The organism is Alkalimonas amylolytica (assembly GCF_900107845.1).
GTDB lineage: Bacteria > Pseudomonadota > Gammaproteobacteria > Enterobacterales > Alteromonadaceae > Alkalimonas > Alkalimonas amylolytica.
Genome location: NZ_FNRM01000001.1, coordinates 153,524 through 169,098, shown reverse-complemented (window position 1 = coordinate 169,098; position 15,575 = coordinate 153,524). Strand labels below are relative to the sequence as shown.

19 protein-coding genes are annotated in these 15,575 nt (G+C 49.0%); 16 read left to right on the top strand and 3 right to left on the bottom strand.

Translation table 11 applies throughout. From position 1 onward, the window contains the following. Positions 1-129 precede the first annotated feature (129 nt). The 9 genes from BLW37_RS00750 (at position 130) to BLW37_RS00710 (ending at position 9,048) form a co-directional block, all read left to right on the top strand. Complete coding sequence (locus BLW37_RS00750) at positions 130-1,209, top strand: pilus assembly protein PilM (protein WP_091338003.1); 1,080 nt, start codon at positions 130-132, stop codon at positions 1,207-1,209. Then, positions 1,197-1,760 (top strand): PilN domain-containing protein, encoded by a 564-nt coding sequence (locus BLW37_RS00745; protein WP_091338000.1) that lies wholly within the window; start codon positions 1,197-1,199, stop codon positions 1,758-1,760. The genes BLW37_RS00750 and BLW37_RS00745 overlap by 13 nt, the downstream gene beginning before the upstream one ends. After that, a complete protein-coding gene (locus tag BLW37_RS00740) occupies positions 1,757-2,362 on the top strand; it encodes a type IV pilus inner membrane component PilO (protein WP_091337999.1) in 606 nt (201 codons plus the stop codon). The genes BLW37_RS00745 and BLW37_RS00740 overlap by 4 nt, the downstream gene beginning before the upstream one ends. Positions 2,363-2,382: 20 nt before the next feature. Next, positions 2,383-2,880 (top strand): pilus assembly protein PilP, encoded by a 498-nt coding sequence (locus BLW37_RS00735; RefSeq protein WP_342744189.1) that lies wholly within the window; start codon positions 2,383-2,385, stop codon positions 2,878-2,880. Between the two features lie 17 nt (positions 2,881-2,897). Further along, on the top strand, positions 2,898-4,952 hold the full coding sequence (locus tag BLW37_RS00730; protein ID WP_425426597.1) for a type IV pilus secretin PilQ: 2,055 nt from the start codon (positions 2,898-2,900) through the stop codon (positions 4,950-4,952). 205 nt (positions 4,953-5,157) lie between these two features. Beyond that, positions 5,158-5,676, top strand: a complete 519-nt coding sequence (gene aroK, locus BLW37_RS00725) for a shikimate kinase AroK (protein ID WP_091337993.1) — start codon at positions 5,158-5,160, stop codon at positions 5,674-5,676. Positions 5,677-5,713: 37 nt separating this feature from the next. Beyond that, positions 5,714-6,775, top strand: a complete 1,062-nt coding sequence (gene aroB, locus BLW37_RS00720; protein ID WP_091337991.1) for a 3-dehydroquinate synthase — start codon at positions 5,714-5,716, stop codon at positions 6,773-6,775. Beyond that, positions 6,776-8,182, top strand: a complete 1,407-nt coding sequence (locus tag BLW37_RS00715; protein ID WP_091337989.1) for an SPOR domain-containing protein — start codon at positions 6,776-6,778, stop codon at positions 8,180-8,182. It abuts the gene before it with no gap. Next, on the top strand, positions 8,179-9,048 hold the full coding sequence (locus tag BLW37_RS00710; protein WP_091337986.1) for a Dam family site-specific DNA-(adenine-N6)-methyltransferase: 870 nt from the start codon (positions 8,179-8,181) through the stop codon (positions 9,046-9,048). The genes BLW37_RS00715 and BLW37_RS00710 overlap by 4 nt, the downstream gene beginning before the upstream one ends. Here the strand turns inward: BLW37_RS00710 and BLW37_RS00705 are convergent. The 3 genes from BLW37_RS00705 to BLW37_RS00695 all read right to left on the bottom strand — a co-directional run bounded on the left by BLW37_RS00705 (position 9,011) and on the right by BLW37_RS00695 (position 10,163). Beyond that, the gene (locus tag BLW37_RS00705; RefSeq protein ID WP_091337984.1) at positions 9,011-9,208 is read right to left on the bottom strand and encodes a DUF2970 domain-containing protein; all 198 of its coding nucleotides are present in this window, start codon (positions 9,206-9,208) and stop codon (positions 9,011-9,013) included. The genes BLW37_RS00710 and BLW37_RS00705 overlap by 38 nt on opposite strands. Continuing rightward, positions 9,195-9,443 (bottom strand): hypothetical protein, encoded by a 249-nt coding sequence (locus BLW37_RS00700; RefSeq protein WP_091337981.1) that lies wholly within the window; start codon positions 9,441-9,443, stop codon positions 9,195-9,197. Before BLW37_RS00700 ends, BLW37_RS00705 begins: the two co-directional genes overlap by 14 nt. Positions 9,444-9,557: 114 nt before the next feature. Next, the gene (locus tag BLW37_RS00695; RefSeq protein WP_091337978.1) at positions 9,558-10,163 is read right to left on the bottom strand and encodes a TorF family putative porin; all 606 of its coding nucleotides are present in this window, start codon (positions 10,161-10,163) and stop codon (positions 9,558-9,560) included. Between the two features lie 223 nt (positions 10,164-10,386). Between BLW37_RS00695 and rpe the strand changes: the two genes are divergently transcribed. From rpe to BLW37_RS00660, 7 genes are all read left to right on the top strand, one after another. Beyond that, positions 10,387-11,058, top strand: a complete 672-nt coding sequence (gene rpe, locus BLW37_RS00690; protein WP_091337975.1) for a ribulose-phosphate 3-epimerase — start codon at positions 10,387-10,389, stop codon at positions 11,056-11,058. Positions 11,059-11,140: 82 nt separating this feature from the next. After that, the gene (gene trpS, locus BLW37_RS00685) at positions 11,141-12,145 is read left to right on the top strand and encodes a tryptophan--tRNA ligase (protein WP_091337974.1); all 1,005 of its coding nucleotides are present in this window, start codon (positions 11,141-11,143) and stop codon (positions 12,143-12,145) included. A 12-nt stretch (positions 12,146-12,157) separates the two neighbouring features. After that, positions 12,158-12,550 (top strand): fluoride efflux transporter CrcB, encoded by a 393-nt coding sequence (gene crcB, locus BLW37_RS00680; RefSeq protein ID WP_091337972.1) that lies wholly within the window; start codon positions 12,158-12,160, stop codon positions 12,548-12,550. After that, on the top strand, positions 12,547-12,945 hold the full coding sequence (locus BLW37_RS00675; protein WP_091337969.1) for a fluoride efflux transporter FluC: 399 nt from the start codon (positions 12,547-12,549) through the stop codon (positions 12,943-12,945). The genes crcB and BLW37_RS00675 overlap by 4 nt, the downstream gene beginning before the upstream one ends. Positions 12,946-13,011: 66 nt before the next feature. After that, on the top strand, positions 13,012-13,317 hold the full coding sequence (locus tag BLW37_RS00670) for a hypothetical protein (RefSeq protein ID WP_091337967.1): 306 nt from the start codon (positions 13,012-13,014) through the stop codon (positions 13,315-13,317). Further along, positions 13,302-15,176, top strand: a complete 1,875-nt coding sequence (locus tag BLW37_RS00665; RefSeq protein ID WP_091337964.1) for an ATP-binding protein — start codon at positions 13,302-13,304, stop codon at positions 15,174-15,176. The genes BLW37_RS00670 and BLW37_RS00665 overlap by 16 nt, the downstream gene beginning before the upstream one ends. Positions 15,177-15,188: 12 nt before the next feature. Then, the gene (locus BLW37_RS00660) at positions 15,189-15,575 is read left to right on the top strand and encodes a response regulator (protein WP_091337962.1); all 387 of its coding nucleotides are present in this window, start codon (positions 15,189-15,191) and stop codon (positions 15,573-15,575) included.

Below are 15,575 nucleotides of genomic sequence, written 5' to 3'. Positions count from 1 at the left end.
TCAATTTGGACATCGGACAACTAGTATATAGTTGTTTGTTTTTGAATAAACTCTTTTTATTCCTGAAAAAAGGATCTAAGCTACATTGTATAACAATAACAAATGTAATAACTACGGCTGTGTGTTGCTATGATGAAACCACTCTTTCGAAAACAGTCTCCGATGATGGTGGGCATAGATATTGGCTCCCACTCGGTAAAAGCTGTGTTGCTAAGTCAACAGCAGGATCAATTCCAGCTGGAAGCCTTTGCAATTGAACCGATGGCCAAAGGAGCTATGTCCGAACGTGAAATCCAGGACATTGAAGCCGTAGGCAATGTAATCAATAAAATCCGTAAAAAAATTCCGCGCTCGGTTAAGTTTTCTGCTGCAGCAGTCTCTGGTTCAACGGTCATCAGTAAAATCATTTTTATGGATGTCGCCTTAACCGATGCTGAACTGGAAAGTCAAATCGAGGTTGAGGCAGATAGCCTCATTCCTTATCCACTCAACGAAGTCAGCATGGACTTTGAGAAGTTGGATATTAATGAATCCGATCCATCCAAAGTCAATGTATTGCTAAGTGCAGCCCGCACCGAGAGTGTGGAAAGCCGTGTAGCGGCGTTGGAGCATGGTGGCTTTCAGGCCAAAGTGATCGATGTGGAAAGCTATGCACTAAGCCGCTCAGCGACTCTTTGCCTGCAACAGTTGCCAGATGATGCCAGCCAGAAAGTCGTTGCTATGGTCGATATTGGCGCAACCATGACACTGTTATCGGTGTTGGAAAAAGGCAAAACACTTTACACCCGTGACCAGGTATTTGGCGGTGAGCAATACACTCGTAGTATTTTATCCTACTACAACAAAAGTTACGAAGAGGCAGAGCAAGCCAAGGTAAATGGTGATTTACCACCCAACTATACCTTTGAAGTGTTGGCACCTTTTCAGACCATGTTGTTGCAGCAAGTTCGGCGTGGTGTTCAGATGTATTTGACCACCAGTGGTAAAGAGAATATTGATTATCTGGTGATTTCCGGTGGTACGTCTCTGCTTGAAGGCATCGATAAGTTGCTGACGGACGAATTAGGTATTTATACCGTGATCGCCAGGCCATTCGCCGACATGAATTGCGCCAGTTCGGTTGATAAAGAGTTACTGAAACAGCAGGGGCCCCAACTGATGGTTGCCACAGGCCTGGCGTTGAGGAGTTTTTCACCATGGCACATATAAACCTACTGCCGTGGCGCGAGGCTGCGCGTAAAGAGCGGCAAAAGCAATATCTGAGCATTCTGACTGCCGTAGCCCTGGTCAGTTTCCTGCTCGTTTTCGTCGTTAGTTCGATTTACAGCGCCAGGCTGGAAGGGCAGCAAAAGCGCAATCAGTATTTGCAAGCTGAGATTGCTAAACTAAACCGGCAAATAGCTGAAATTCGTGATTTGAATGAGACCAAGAATAGTCTGCAGCAGCGGATGGCATTGATCAGCCAGTTGCAGGGCAGTCGTAATTTGGGAACTCAGATCATGGACGAAGTGGTGCGAGTGGTGCCAAGTGGCGTCTATTTGACCAGCCTGGAGAAAAAGGGCAACGCCATCCTTATCAATGGCCGAAGTGAATCCAATAATCGCTTGGCCAATATGATTCGTCTGGTGGAAGACTCCGAGCTGCTGTCGGACCCTTTGCTGGAATTTATTGAAACGGGTCGCAGTAATCAGCTGTTAAGTGATTTCAAAATGCATGTCCGGGTGCAAGGTTTTGAAGTACTGCAAGGGGAGATGCCATGAAGCTTGATTTTAATATTGACTTCTCCAACATTGATTTCAATGAGCTGACGCTGGACAACATTGGCAGCTGGCCCGCAGTGGTGAAGGTCATCTTTGCTGCCATGGTGGCTATAGCGGTTGCCGCGCTGAGTTATTACTTGCTTGTTAGCAGCAAGATTGATGGTTTAAATGCAGCTCAGCGTCAGGAAACGCAGCTGCGCCAGGAGTACCGTACCAAGTATGCATCGGCCGTGAATCTGGAGCCTTATAAACAGCAAATGGCCGAGATGGAGCAAACCTTTTCTTTCTTGTTAAAACAGTTGCCGGCCACGCATGAAACCCCCGGTCTATTGGATGACATTACTTATGTTGGCACCACCAGTGGACTGAACTTTGTTCGTATTAACTGGATGCCGGAGATTGAGAAAGAGTTTTATACCGAGTTGCCGATACGTATTGATGTGATAGGTGACTACCATCAGTTTGGTAACTTTGTCAGTGAAGTTGCTCGCTTACCGCGTATCGTTAGTCTGCACGATTTTAATATTGCTGCAGAGCAGGATGGCAAGCTGCGTTTTAATGTGGTGGCGAAAACCTATCGTTACAAGGAGGCTGACCAATGAGGTGGTTGTGGTTGGTTTCAATGGTACTACTTTTAACAGCCTGTTTTGATGATATGTCGGATATTCATCAGTTTGAGGCTGAAGTGAAAGCCAATACGCGTACCCGAATTGAACCTTTACCTGAAATGAAAGAGTTTCAACACATCGCTTATCAAGGTGCGCAGGCAAGAAGTCCGTTTGCGCTGCCGCGGCGCGAGGTCATTCAGGAGCGTTTTGTGCAGCAACGTGATTGTCCGCACCCCGATCCAAATCGGCGTAGAGAGCCATTGGAAAGTTTTGCGTTAGATAATCTGATCATGAGTGGTACTCTGGGGGACAGGAGCCAGTTATGGGCTTTGATCCAGGCAGGGGATCAAACATTGCATCGGGTGACAACGGGTAACTATCTTGGTTTGTATCATGGCCGGGTGCTGGCAGTTACTCCAACGCACATTGAATTGCTTGAGCTAATCCCTGATGGAGCAGGCTGTTGGCAGGAAAGAACAACAACGTTGCAGATGGCTGGATCTGCTAATTAACAGGTGTGTAATGCATGATGGATAAGATGACTAAAACAATGAGAAGCCATGTAAAATACGCCATCTACAAGGCTATGGTATTAATGGTGTTGCTGAGCTTGCCGGCAACGGCCAGGCCATTGTTGCATGATGTGCGTTACAGCCCATTAATGAGCGGTGAGACTGAGCTTGAATTTGTGTTCGATCGATCGTTTGGCCAGTCTCCGGATGTACAGGTGTTCACCCAACCGGCCCGTATTGAGCTGTTGTTCAGCAATATAGGTGTGGATGAAGCGCTGGCACAAATCGATGTAGGCCGAGCCGGTATCAAGGTAATAAATACCTTCAGTGAAGAGCAAAGTGCCCGGATCGTGGTCTACCTGGAACGGTTAAACCCCTACCAGACACGACAGGATGGCAACAGCTTTTTCCTGCATTTACAGGATAGCCAGACTGAGTCGATACCAACGTACAACAACCAAATTAAACCGCGGGCACTCAATGCCATCCAAGCCATCGATTTTCGTCGTGGTGAGCGTGGTGAAGGGCGTGTTTTGGTGTTCCTGCGGAATAATGCCGCGGCTGTGAATGTGACTGAGCGCGCCGGTAAATTGCATCTGGACTTTCATAACACCAGCATTCCAGATGACATGTTGTATATTTTAGACGTGATGGATTTCGGTACCATTGTTCGGCAGATTGAAACCTTTCATCAGGATGGTATCAGCCGACTGGTGATTGAACCAACGGAAGCCTTCACGCACAGCTACCAGCAAGTCGACAATATTTTTACTCTGACCGTGCAGCGGGATACCACGCAACGCAGTATTTTAGGCGGGCGTGAGTATCAGGGGCAGGCCATTTCTCTTAACTTCCAGGATATTCCGGTTCGGACCGTATTGCAGATTATTGCTGATTACAATGGCTTTAATCTGGTTACCAGCGACTCGGTAACTGGTAATGTCACTTTACGTCTGGATGGCGTGCCTTGGGATCAGGCGCTGGATATCGTATTGCGGGTTCGTGGGTTGGATAAGCGCATGGATGGTAATATCTTAATGGTTGCACCGACTGATGAACTGGCTAGCCGGGAGGCCCGTGAACTGCAAGCAAGGCTGGATGTTGAAAATCTGGAGCCACTGTATTCTGATTTCCTGGTCATCAACTATGCCAAAGCTGCTGATATAGCCACACTGCTGCGTAATCAGGATACCAGCTTGTTATCTGAGCGTGGCGCTGTCACAGTGGATGATCGAACCAATACCATTTTGATCCGTGATACCAGTCGCTCAATTGAAAATGCCCGTCGTTTGGTAGAGCGCCTGGATATTCCTGTTCGGCAGGTGTTGATTGAGTCGCGGATGGTTACCGTCAAAGACAATGTGCAGGAAGATCTCGGTATTCGCTGGGGATTCTCTGATCAGCAGCGCACCAAGGGTACTTCAGGTACTGCTGCCGGTGCCAATACGATAGCGGGCGGGGTAATTCCTAGCCTGGATCAGCGCTGGAATGTCAATTTGCCGGTCACTAATCCAGCCGGTAATATCGCCTTTCATGTCGCCAGGTTATCGGATGGTACTATCCTTGATTTAGAGTTGTCGGCTCTGGAGCAAGAAAATAAAGCCGAAATCATTGCCAGCCCACGGATCACTACATCCAACCAGAAAATGGCTCGCATCGAGCAAGGTACTGAAATCCCTTATGTGCAAGCTGCATCCAGTGGTGCTACTACTGTGACCTTCAAAAAAGCAGTGTTAAGTTTGGAAGTTACGCCGCAGATTACCCCTGACAACCGCATTATTCTTGATTTAATTATTACTCAGGATACGCGGGGTGATACGGTCCAAACGCCAACAGGCCCAGCCACTGCCATTGATACCCAACGTATTCAAACCCAGGTGTTGGTCGATAATGGTGAAACCATAGTGCTCGGTGGTATTTACCAGCAACAGGCAATTTCGGCAGTTTCCAAAGTTCCGTTGTTTGGTGATATCCCTTATGTTGGGCGCTTATTCAAGAATACCAGCGAATTCAATGAAAAGACTGAGCTGTTGATTTTTGTAACGCCAAGGATCTTAACCGATGGCTTGTAAGTGAGCTGCTTTTTAGCACTCAGTGAACCAAGCAGGCCGGCAATGTCCGGCCTGCTTGCTGAGCGGTCAGCAAACCGGCTAATATTTTTGAAATAAGCTTGCCAAGCGAACGCCATTGCTGACATAATTCAGCGCTTCAAATCTTCGTGGGAGCCTTTGTTCCTGACTTTAAGTTCACCAAGACAATGAATTAGCACGACGACATATGGCAGAAAAACGTAATATTTTCCTTGTAGGTCCTATGGGTGCTGGTAAAAGCACAATTGGCCGTCATTTGGCAGACATGCTGCATCTTGATTTCTATGACTCGGATCAGGAAATTGAACGCAGAACCGGTGCTGATATCGCCTGGGTGTTCGATTTAGAAGGTGAAGCTGGTTTTCGGGTTCGTGAAGAGAATGTCATTCAAGACTTGACGGAAATGCAGGGCATTGTTCTGGCAACGGGCGGTGGCTCTGTTACCAGCAAAGAAACCCGAAATCGGCTGTCCGCACGTGGTATTGTGGTGTATCTGGAAACTCCAATTGAAAAGCAGGTTGCCCGTACTCAACGCGATAAGCGTCGACCCTTGCTGCAAACAGAAGAGGATTCCGAAGAGGTACTGACGCGACTGGCAGCAGAGCGTAATCCATTGTATGAAGAAATTGCCGACCTGACCGTGCGGACGGATGAGCAAAGTGCTCGCGCCGTAGCCAGCCAAATTGTAGAGCAGCTGGGTTTCTGATTTCGTTTTACTATCTTTCAGTTAAAGGGGGCTGCTTATGCATCGTGTTCAGGTTGAACTGGGTGAACGCAGCTACCCTATCGATATAGGTCCAGCCTTACTGCAGCAGACTGACTTGCTGTTAAAACACTACCCTCAGGTTATCATCATCAGCAACGAGACTGTGGCCCCCCTTTATCTCGAGGCTGCCAGCCGTTTGTTTGCGAACAGTCAGGTACTGCATTTTTTGTTGCCGGACGGAGAAGCGTACAAAACTCTGGAGCAGTTTGGTCATATTCAGACATTTTTGCTTGAAAATCGCTTTGCGCGCGATGGTCTGCTGGTGGCACTTGGTGGTGGTGTTGTCGGGGATATCACCGGCTTTGTTGCCGCCACCTATCAGCGTGGTGTCGACTTCATACAGATCCCAACGACTTTGCTGTCTCAGGTCGATTCTTCCGTCGGTGGAAAAACAGCGGTGAATCACCCTCTTGGTAAGAATATGATCGGGGCTTTTAAACAGCCACAACAGGTATTGATTGATACCGATGTGCTGTCCTCACTGCCAGCGAAAGAGTTTGCTGCAGGCATGGCGGAAGTTGTTAAGTATGCCTTGATAGCGGATCCTGATTTTTTCGATTATTTAGAGCAACAAGCTGAAGCCATTGAGCGATTGGAGCCAACGGTACTGGGCGAAATGATTGCACACTGTTGTCAGATGAAAGCAGATATCGTAGCCGCAGATGAAACGGAGCAGGGTAGACGTGCCTTGTTGAATCTGGGTCATACCTTTGGACATGCGATTGAGGCTTGGCTTGGTTATGGTAGCTGGCTTCATGGTGAGGCAGTTGCGGTCGGTATGGTGATGGCTGGGCAATTAGCGCATAGTCGTGGTTGGTTATCGGCAGCCGAGCTGAATCGCATTCAAAGGTTGCTAACACGCTTTTCCCTGCCAGTGGCAAAACCTGAAGGCATGTCGATACAGGACTTTTTACCCTATATGAAAACGGATAAAAAAGTCCGGGCTGGCAAGATGCGATTTGTATTGCCAACTTCGTTTGGCTATAGTGAAATCATTGCTGATGTTGATGAAGTTGAATTGCTGAGTGTTTTTTCCTGAATGTCGCTATCACCCCTAGCTGCTAAGCTCCAAGCTCACGCTACTTTACTGCCATCGCAGTGCGAGCTGCTGGAACGGGTATTATTTCAAATTGAGTTCAATGGGTTTCAACATATCCATCTGATAGGGGGTACCGGCTCAGGTAAAACAACACTTAGTCTGGTGCTTGCAGAGTTATTATCGGATGCAATGAATCTGGCTTATTTTTCTGCCCAGCCAGATATGACGACTACACAGTGTCAGAAACATCTTCTGCAACAATGGTTTGGCTTAAGTGAGTTTGAAGCAAACCTGATGGAGTTGCTGGAGCAGCCACAACCCCAGCCATTGGTCTGGATCTTAGATAGTCAGGGTAGTTTGCCGTTAGGCTGTTTATCGCTGTTGCGCGCCCACCCTATTCATATTATCACCACAGGCCCTGATGTATTAACTGAGGCTGATCTTAACCTAGCGATTTCACCGATAACTGAAGCTGAAGCAGAGCAGTTGCTGCCAGTACAGATGTTGCAAACGCGCACGGCCGCTGAGCGCTTGCAAGCTGCTGCAGGCAATTTACACCGTTTGCTAGAGCCCGAGATTGTGCCGGATCGAAGCGACAGCAAGCCGGTTGCTATGCTGGCTCAAAAGTACCGAACAGCATCCCTGGTGCTGACTGTGCTGGGGGTTGTGGCTATTCTGTTATTTTGGTGGCTGTCTCAGCCATCAGAACCCGAGTTATTACTGGCTGATAATCAGCCCAGACCAGTGGTACAAGCGTGGAACCCCGCCGATGTAGTGGTGTCTGAAGCTGAACCCGGTCAAACGCATGCTGACAATAGGCTTCCTGATGAAACTCGCGCCGACGATACCTTGGTGACTGATGTTGAAGAGTTGCATCGAACCGAATCAATAGCAGCCGTCGAGCAAGAGCTGCTGGATGAGCCAGTGCTGGAAATAGCTTCAGCAGAGCCTGCCATGCAGCCAGAGACTACTGAGCATCTTGCCAGTGCTGAACAATCTGCGATGGCCGGGCAGACTGCTATCACGGAGCACGCAGAAGACGTTGCGACTATAGCCGATACCACTTCACTGGATCCTAATGCTTGGCCGCATGATGAAGCCACGCTATTAGCGATGGATGAAAACCACTATGTCTTGCAGCTCGGTGCCTTTGCAAATCTAAATGCTGCTAAGGCAGTGCGTCAGTCTTACCCGGATCTAACTGTGTTGATTTATCAGCGACAGCACAATGGCCAGTCACAGTGGGTGGTCGTGCTTGCTGCTTACCCAACGGCTGAGCAGGCCAGAGCAATCCGGGCTGATATCCCTGCAGCCCTGAGAGCTGAGACTCCTTTTATTAAATCGATGCAACAGGTGTGGCAGGAGATTCGCTCGAGTCAACCGGGGCGGGGTAATCACAGTCCATGAGTAAATCCAAGCAACGAGCCTTTCTTAAATGGGCTGGCGGCAAGTACAACTTGGTGGAATCATTAGCCCGCTTTTTGCCACAGGGTGATACTCTGGTTGAGCCTTTTGTTGGAGCCGGCTCTGTCTTCTTGAATACCCAGTATGCTCGTTACCAGCTGAATGATATTAATCAGGATCTAATCAGCCTGTATCAGATTGTTAAACAGCGGCCTGAACAGTTTGTGGCTGATGCCAGAGCCTGTTTCGTTGCAGCCAGCAATCAAAAAGAGTGTTACCTCAACTTCCGGCAGCGTTTTAATGATAGTACGGATGCCTATGAGCGATCGGTGCTATTTTTGTATCTTAATCGCCATGGCTACAATGGGTTATGCCGCTATAACCTGAAAGGCTTGTTTAATGTGCCTTTTGGCAGTTACAAGAAGCCGTACTTTCCAGAAGCTGAACTGTATTTTTTTGCAGAAAAAGCGCAGCAGGCTGAGTTTAGCTGTAGCAGTTATCAACAGGTATTTGCAAATCTGGCGTCCGGCTCTGTGGTGTATTGTGATCCACCCTATGTACCGCTAAGTAAAACTGCCAGCTTTACCAGTTATGCTCGTGAAGGCTTTAATCTGGATGATCAGGCGCAACTTGCCAACCTTGCAGAGCAAGCATCCCAACAGGGCTGCACTGTGCTTATCAGTAATCACGATACCACCTTAACCCGAAAGATTTACCAGCAAGCGAGTTTACACCCGATCCAGGTGGCTCGCTCTATTAGTCAAAAAGGGGATGGTCGTAAGAAAGTAGCCGAGCTATTTGCGTTGTACCAACCGCCAGTCAGCAATGTGATCAGCGTAGTACCCAAGATACGACAAGCAGTACGGTAACGACAAAAATTAAGGCCATTATCACGCCTACAACGATGTAGGGCATAGGACTGTCGGCATTAAAATCTTGTTGGCGTTGCTGCTCTGATTGAACACCGATAAATGCACCGGCAACAGCTTTGAGAACTTGCTTCCAGGAGGCAGGCTTATTTTTTGTCATTATTGACTGGCAGCATCCGATCCAGCAACTCAACTAAGTCAACAAAGTGAAACTGTGAAGAGCGGCTTTGCCCCTGCAACCAGCTTAGCCAGCTAAATTGGGTGGCGCATTCTGCAGAGGTCTGGCAAGAAAGTGTGCTGTGCTCAGACTGCAGCAACCACACGACACCACTGGCCAGTAGCACTGAGACCAGCAGGGCAATCCGCGTTTTATGCTGTAACAAAGCTTTCATCATTGAAATTCCACAGCGTCCCAACCATGGTCGCTACCATAGCAGAATGAGCGTAGGGATACAAGTTATTTACTTTTATGTTGGTCTGTTGTGCAATCAGTTGGTAAGTAAAGCGTCTTAGAAAGACGCTGTCAGACCGAAAAAGATGCTTCGATCGCCGCTTTCCTTTTTGGTCGCAAAAGCTGAGGCGGTCAATGTATCCGTAATGGCGTAATTTAGACTGATGCCAACATCGTACAGGGATTCATCGGAGTCTTCCCAGCCGGCATGCAGGCCAATACTCCACTGATCATTTAAGGCAAACTCAGTACTGGCTTCTATGTAGATATTATCGAATTCATCGTAATAGAAAGTAATGCCAGCAAAACCAAAGTCGATGCCAATGTGGTATTCCAGATAGTCTTCATCGATACCATCAAAACGGTATTGCAGCACGCCAATATCCAGGGCGATGCTGTCGCTAACATCAAAACCATAGCCAAGATAAAGGTTGGTCTCTGAACCAACCTCTTGATCGGTGGTGCCCCAGAAGCCGGCGTAAAAGCCCTGGTAATCCGCTTCAATCGAACCTTGCACGTGGAAGTGATTGGTGAGCTTGTAACCCCTGAAGACATACTTGGTCATCCCACTGACTTCGGCACTGATGCCGACTTCATTGGCTTGAGCTGTGTTAAGACCGCTGATTGCGAGCAGCAAAGCGCTGGCTAAGATGGTTTTCTTCATTGCAGTTGTCCTTGTGTTTTGATTATCACATGGCAATTCCAAGAACTGTGCCAGCTTACTTTGTCAATATAAATCAATTGATTAAGTTTTATTCGTGACCACATGCATGCTTGGTTGTGCGGAGCTGGTGCAATGCTGCTTGCTTTTTGTGCAGTGAAGGCGGGTGCTTTTCCGGCCTAAATTCAGTAAAGTAGCGACTCTTTTTGGTGCGGAGAACTTAGCCATGCAACCTTTTTTAATTGCGCCTTCCATTTTGTCAGCCGATTTTGCCCGTTTAGGAGACGATGTGGATCAGGTGTTGGCCGCTGGTGCGGATGTGGTGCACTTTGATGTGATGGATAATCACTATGTCCCTAACCTGACCTTTGGCCCTATGCTGTGTCAGGCGTTGCGCGATTATGGTATTCAGGCCCCGATTGATGTGCATTTGATGGTGGAGCCGGTGGATGCGCTGGTACCACAATTTGCCGAAGCCGGAGCCAGCATTATCAGCTTTCATCCGGAAGCCAGCCGACATGTCGATCGTACCCTGCAGTTGATTAAACAACATGGTTGTGAGGCCGGGGTTGTGCTGAATCCAGCCACACCGCTCTCGGTACTGGATTATCTGATGGACAAGGTCGATCTGATTTTGCTGATGTCGGTCAACCCAGGTTTTGGCGGTCAAAGCTTTATTCCTGCGACGTTGCAGAAGCTAAAACAAGTACGGCAGCTGATTGACCAATCTGGCCGGCCGATCCGGCTGGAAGTAGATGGTGGTGTGAAAACCGATAACATTGCTGAGATTGCAGCAGCGGGTGCTGATATGTTTGTGGCCGGCTCTGCCATTTTTAACAGTCCGAGCTATCGCGATACCATCGACGCTATGCGGGCTGAGCTGGCTAAAGTAAGCTAAAACGCAGTTTGCTGCTGCCGTAGGGTATGGGAAGCAGTTATACTGCAGGATTATTTTTACAATTTTAAGACGGAAAGGATCTATGACAAGCAAGCCGATCGTGCTCAGTGGGGCACAACCTTCAGGACAACTGACCATTGGAAACTACCTTGGCGCCCTTCGTCAGTGGGATCGGATGCAGGATGATTTTGATTGCCTGTATTGCATCGTTGATTTGCATGCCATCACCGTTCGGCAAGATCCTTCAGCGTTGCGCAATGCCTCGCTCGATAGCCTGGCGCTGTATTTGGCCTGTGGCATTGATCCTGAACGCGCCGGTATTTTTATGCAATCCCATGTACCGGAGCACAGTCAATTAGCCTGGGTGCTGAACTGTTACACTCAGTTTGGTGAACTGGGACGGATGACGCAGTTCAAAGATAAATCCGAGCGCCACAACAACAACATCAATGCCGGGCTTTTTACCTACCCGGTGTTAATGGCTGCTGATATTTTATTGTATCAGGCCAATCAAATCCCGGTCGGGCAAGATCAAAAGCAACATCTAGAGCTAGCCCGTGATGTGGCGATGCGCTTTAATGCGCTGCATGGTGATGTATTTACCGTTCCTGAGCCGTTTATTCCGAAAGTGGCTGCCCGGGTAATGAGCTTGCAGGACCCTACCAAGAAAATGTCGAAGTCCGACGACAACCCGCAGAACTTTATTGGTCTGTTGGAAGAACCCAAAGTCATTGCCAAGAAAATCAAACGTGCAGTGACCGACTCCGATGATCCACCACGGGTCACTTTTGATCTGGAGGCAAAGCCAGGTGTAGCCAACCTGCTGAGTATTTTGAGCGGTGTTACCGGCAAAACCGTGCCAGAACTCGAAGCCGAATACCAAGGCAAGATGTACGGTCATTTAAAAACGGATGTGGCTGATGCAGTCGTCAGTTTACTGGAGCCTTTGCAGCAGCGCTTCAAAGAAATCCGGGCTGATCAAAACTTAATGCACAAAGTATTGCATCAGGGCGCTGAGCAAGCCCGCAGCCGGGCGGCAGAAACGCTGCGAAAGGTGTACGATGCCGTTGGTTTTGTTTTACCTTAAGGCTGCTATCTGATGAGCCAGATACTGCCGTTTTCAGCAGGGTTCTGGCTGTTGTTTTTTAGTGCTGCCGCTTTGGGCGGCATTGTGCGTTTCTGGCTAATGAACTTTCTCAGCCGAAAACTGGGCATGGCATTGCCCTGGGGGACCTTGCTGGTTAACTGCAGTGGCGCTATGACGTTGGGCCTGCTCGCTGCCAGAGTCGCTGAGGCGGAGCAGGCTCAGCTGCTATGGCTGGTGCTTGGCATCGGCTTTTTGGGCGCTTATACCACCGTCTCAAGTTTTAGCCTGCAAACCTTAAGCCTGTGGCAAGCCGGTCAGTGGCAGCGAGCGCTTTTGAATGTGTTGCTTACCGTGTTGCTTGGGCTTGCTGCTGTTACCCTGGGGTTTTACTGGGGGCAAGCGTGAGAAATCCGCCTGTGATTTACCTGTTGGTTGGGCTTGGCTCTGGTCTCGGAGCCAGCCTACGCTTGCTACTCTCTGTGTTCTTGCATCAGCCCGATGCACTTTGGCCCTGGGCCACTTTGCTGGTGAACTTGCTTGGCTCTGCCTTGATTGGCTTTTACGCCACCATGGTGGGGACGAATGGACGCTGGCAGGCCAGCGAGCCACTGAAGCAATTTGTATTGGCTGGCTTTTGCGGCGGTTTTACTACCTTCTCGGTGTTTAGCCTGGAGGGATTGCAGCTGCTGCTGGCCGGCCATGGACACTTGGCCGTGCTTTATGTGCTTATTTCGCTGCTTGCTTGGCTACTGGCCGTCTGGTTTGGCAGCAGGTTGGCGCAACCGAACCAATTCAGCTAGAATCGATAGGTCAATAAAAACTAAATCATCCAGGTGCTCTATCGCATGAGGTCCAGCGGGCAAACTATGTTTTGGCTGTCGAGTATTGGGGCTACGCTCATTCTAGTGACCTTATTGGCAGCTTTGCTAGCACAGCAACAACGCAACCGCACTTTTTCCATTGAGCTTTTACAGCACCATCAAACCAACAGTCAGTATTTGCAAAAAATCCCTCTGCAATTGCAACAGGATGCGGTGTTGGCTGCGCAGCTGGTGCATGCTAATAGCACCATCCGGCAGGGCGTGTTGAATGCTGCTGAGTCTTATCGCCTGGCAGGGGGGAGACAGAAGAGATTGCCGCAATACGGCAGCAGTTATTGCCTGAGTTGCTAAGTCAATGGCAAGCATTGCAACCTTTTGCTGTACGGCAGCTTCACCTGCATTTAGGGCCTGATGCGTTTACCTTATTGCGTGCTCATCGACCTGATCGGCACAGTGACCGCCTGCATGATGTCCGACCTTTGGTGATGTCTGTGTTGCAAGAAGGGGCTGTTGTGTCTGGTCTGGAGGTGGGCCGTCATGGCATCGGGCTGCGTGCGGCGGTTCCGGTGAAGGGGGAGCAACAGTCCACGCTGGCTGTTATTGAAGTGGGTTTTGGCGTTAGCTCTTTAATCAGACAGCAACAGCTGCTGATGGAAAAGCAAGGGATTACCAGCTCAGGCATCTCATTGTTGGTTGGGCGTGATGCGCTTCAGGTCATGCATAGCGATATGCAAAATTTTCAGGCGGGCACTCAGTATTGGCTGATTGATGGTACACCATCCGGCTTTTTAAGCAATTGGCTGCAGCAAAACGGTTTAGGGAAGTCGGTGACTCAACCACAAATGCATCGGGTGGCCAGCGGTGAACGGCATTACTTGGTCAGTGTGACACCCTGGTATGGCTATCAGCAACCATCGGAACAATCAGCCAGTCTGGTATTATTGGCCTGGCGGGATATTACCGATTTGATGCTTGCCCAGCAAGCACAGAACAGACGGCTTTGGTTGCTGTGGTTTATTGCGTGCTTATTTAGTTTAGCCCTTATTGTGTTTCTGGCGCTCAGATTACAAAAAGCTACGGCTCACTCTATCAAAAATCAGCAGTTGCAGCTGCAATGGTCCGAACAGCGCTTAAGTGCCTTGTTTACCTTGTCTCCTTTGCCTATTTTACTCAACCGTATGGCGGATGGTGCTTTTATTGAATCGAACTTAGCCATGGAACGATTGGTTGGTTATACCCAGCAGGAGCTGGCAGCTTTAAGCTATTGGGATCTAACACCGGAAAGCTATGCCAATGATGAACAACAGCAGCTTGAGTCATTAAAGAGTAAAGGGCTGTATGGGCCATACCGCAAAGAGTACCGGCACAAAGAAGGCCATTTAATTCCAATCGAGCTCAATGGGGTCTTGTTTGAAAACCCGGCTGGCGAGCAGATGATTTGGACCATCGTTCAGGATTTAACCGAGCGCAACCAATTGGACAAACTGAAGGATGAATTTATTTCTACCGTCAGTCATGAATTGCGAACACCGCTCACCTCCATTTCAGGTTCCATATCCCTGGTGCTGGCCGGTGCGGCGGGTGAACTCACGAATAAAAGTAAGAAAATGCTCGATATTGCTCAGCGAAATTGCAAACGACTCACCAGTCTGGTGAATGATTTGCTGGATATGGAAAAGTTGGTGGCGGGCAAGGTAACCTTTCAACCGCAATGCATTGGATTGGCGGAGTTATTGCAAGAGGCTATTGAGCAAAACATGCCTTATGCACACAGCAATCAAAGCCAACTTCTGTTGGAGGATGTCGGGGCAATACAAGTACTGGCCGATCCGGCCAGGGTCCAGCAAGTCCTGACCAATTTGTTATCCAATGCGGTGAAGTTCTCACCGGGCGGCAGTGTGGTTCGAGTGACCACTCAGCCAAAACAGTCTTTTGTTCGTATTAATATTATTGATGAGGGCCCAGGGTTAACCGCTCGGGAGATCAGAGCCCTGTTTCAGCGCTTCTCGCAACTGAGCGATGGTACCACCAAGCAATACAGTGGTACGGGTCTGGGCCTTGCCATATGCCGGGAAATCATTCAGCAATCGGGCGGGCGCATCGGTGTGGATAGCCAACCAGGTCATGGCGCTTGCTTTTGGTTTGAGTTACCGCTAGTAGAGACTTGTGCAGCAAATCAACGCTATATTGAATTAAATGCTAGCAAATAAAAGGAAGCTCGAATGGAACTAACCCGGGTAATGCATGTAGAGGATGATGAGTCTATTCGCATGGTCGCTGAAATGGCCCTGGCGGATGTTGCAGGCTTCGAGCTACTCAGCTGTGATGGTGGTCACTCTGCACTTCGGCAGGCAGAGGCTTTTGCACCAGAGCTGATTCTGCTTGATGTGATGATGCCAAAAATGGATGGCTTGCAAACGCTGGCAGAGCTTAGAAAGTTACCATCCTTAGCCGCTACACCGGTGGTCTTTATGACCGCCAAAATCCAGCAGGCAGAAAAACAGCAGTATTTGGATGCAGGGGCTATAGCTGTGGTGGAAAAACCTTTTGAGCCGATGGAGCTGGGCGATACCTTGCGTGAACTCTACCAGCAAGCGGTGCAGCCATAG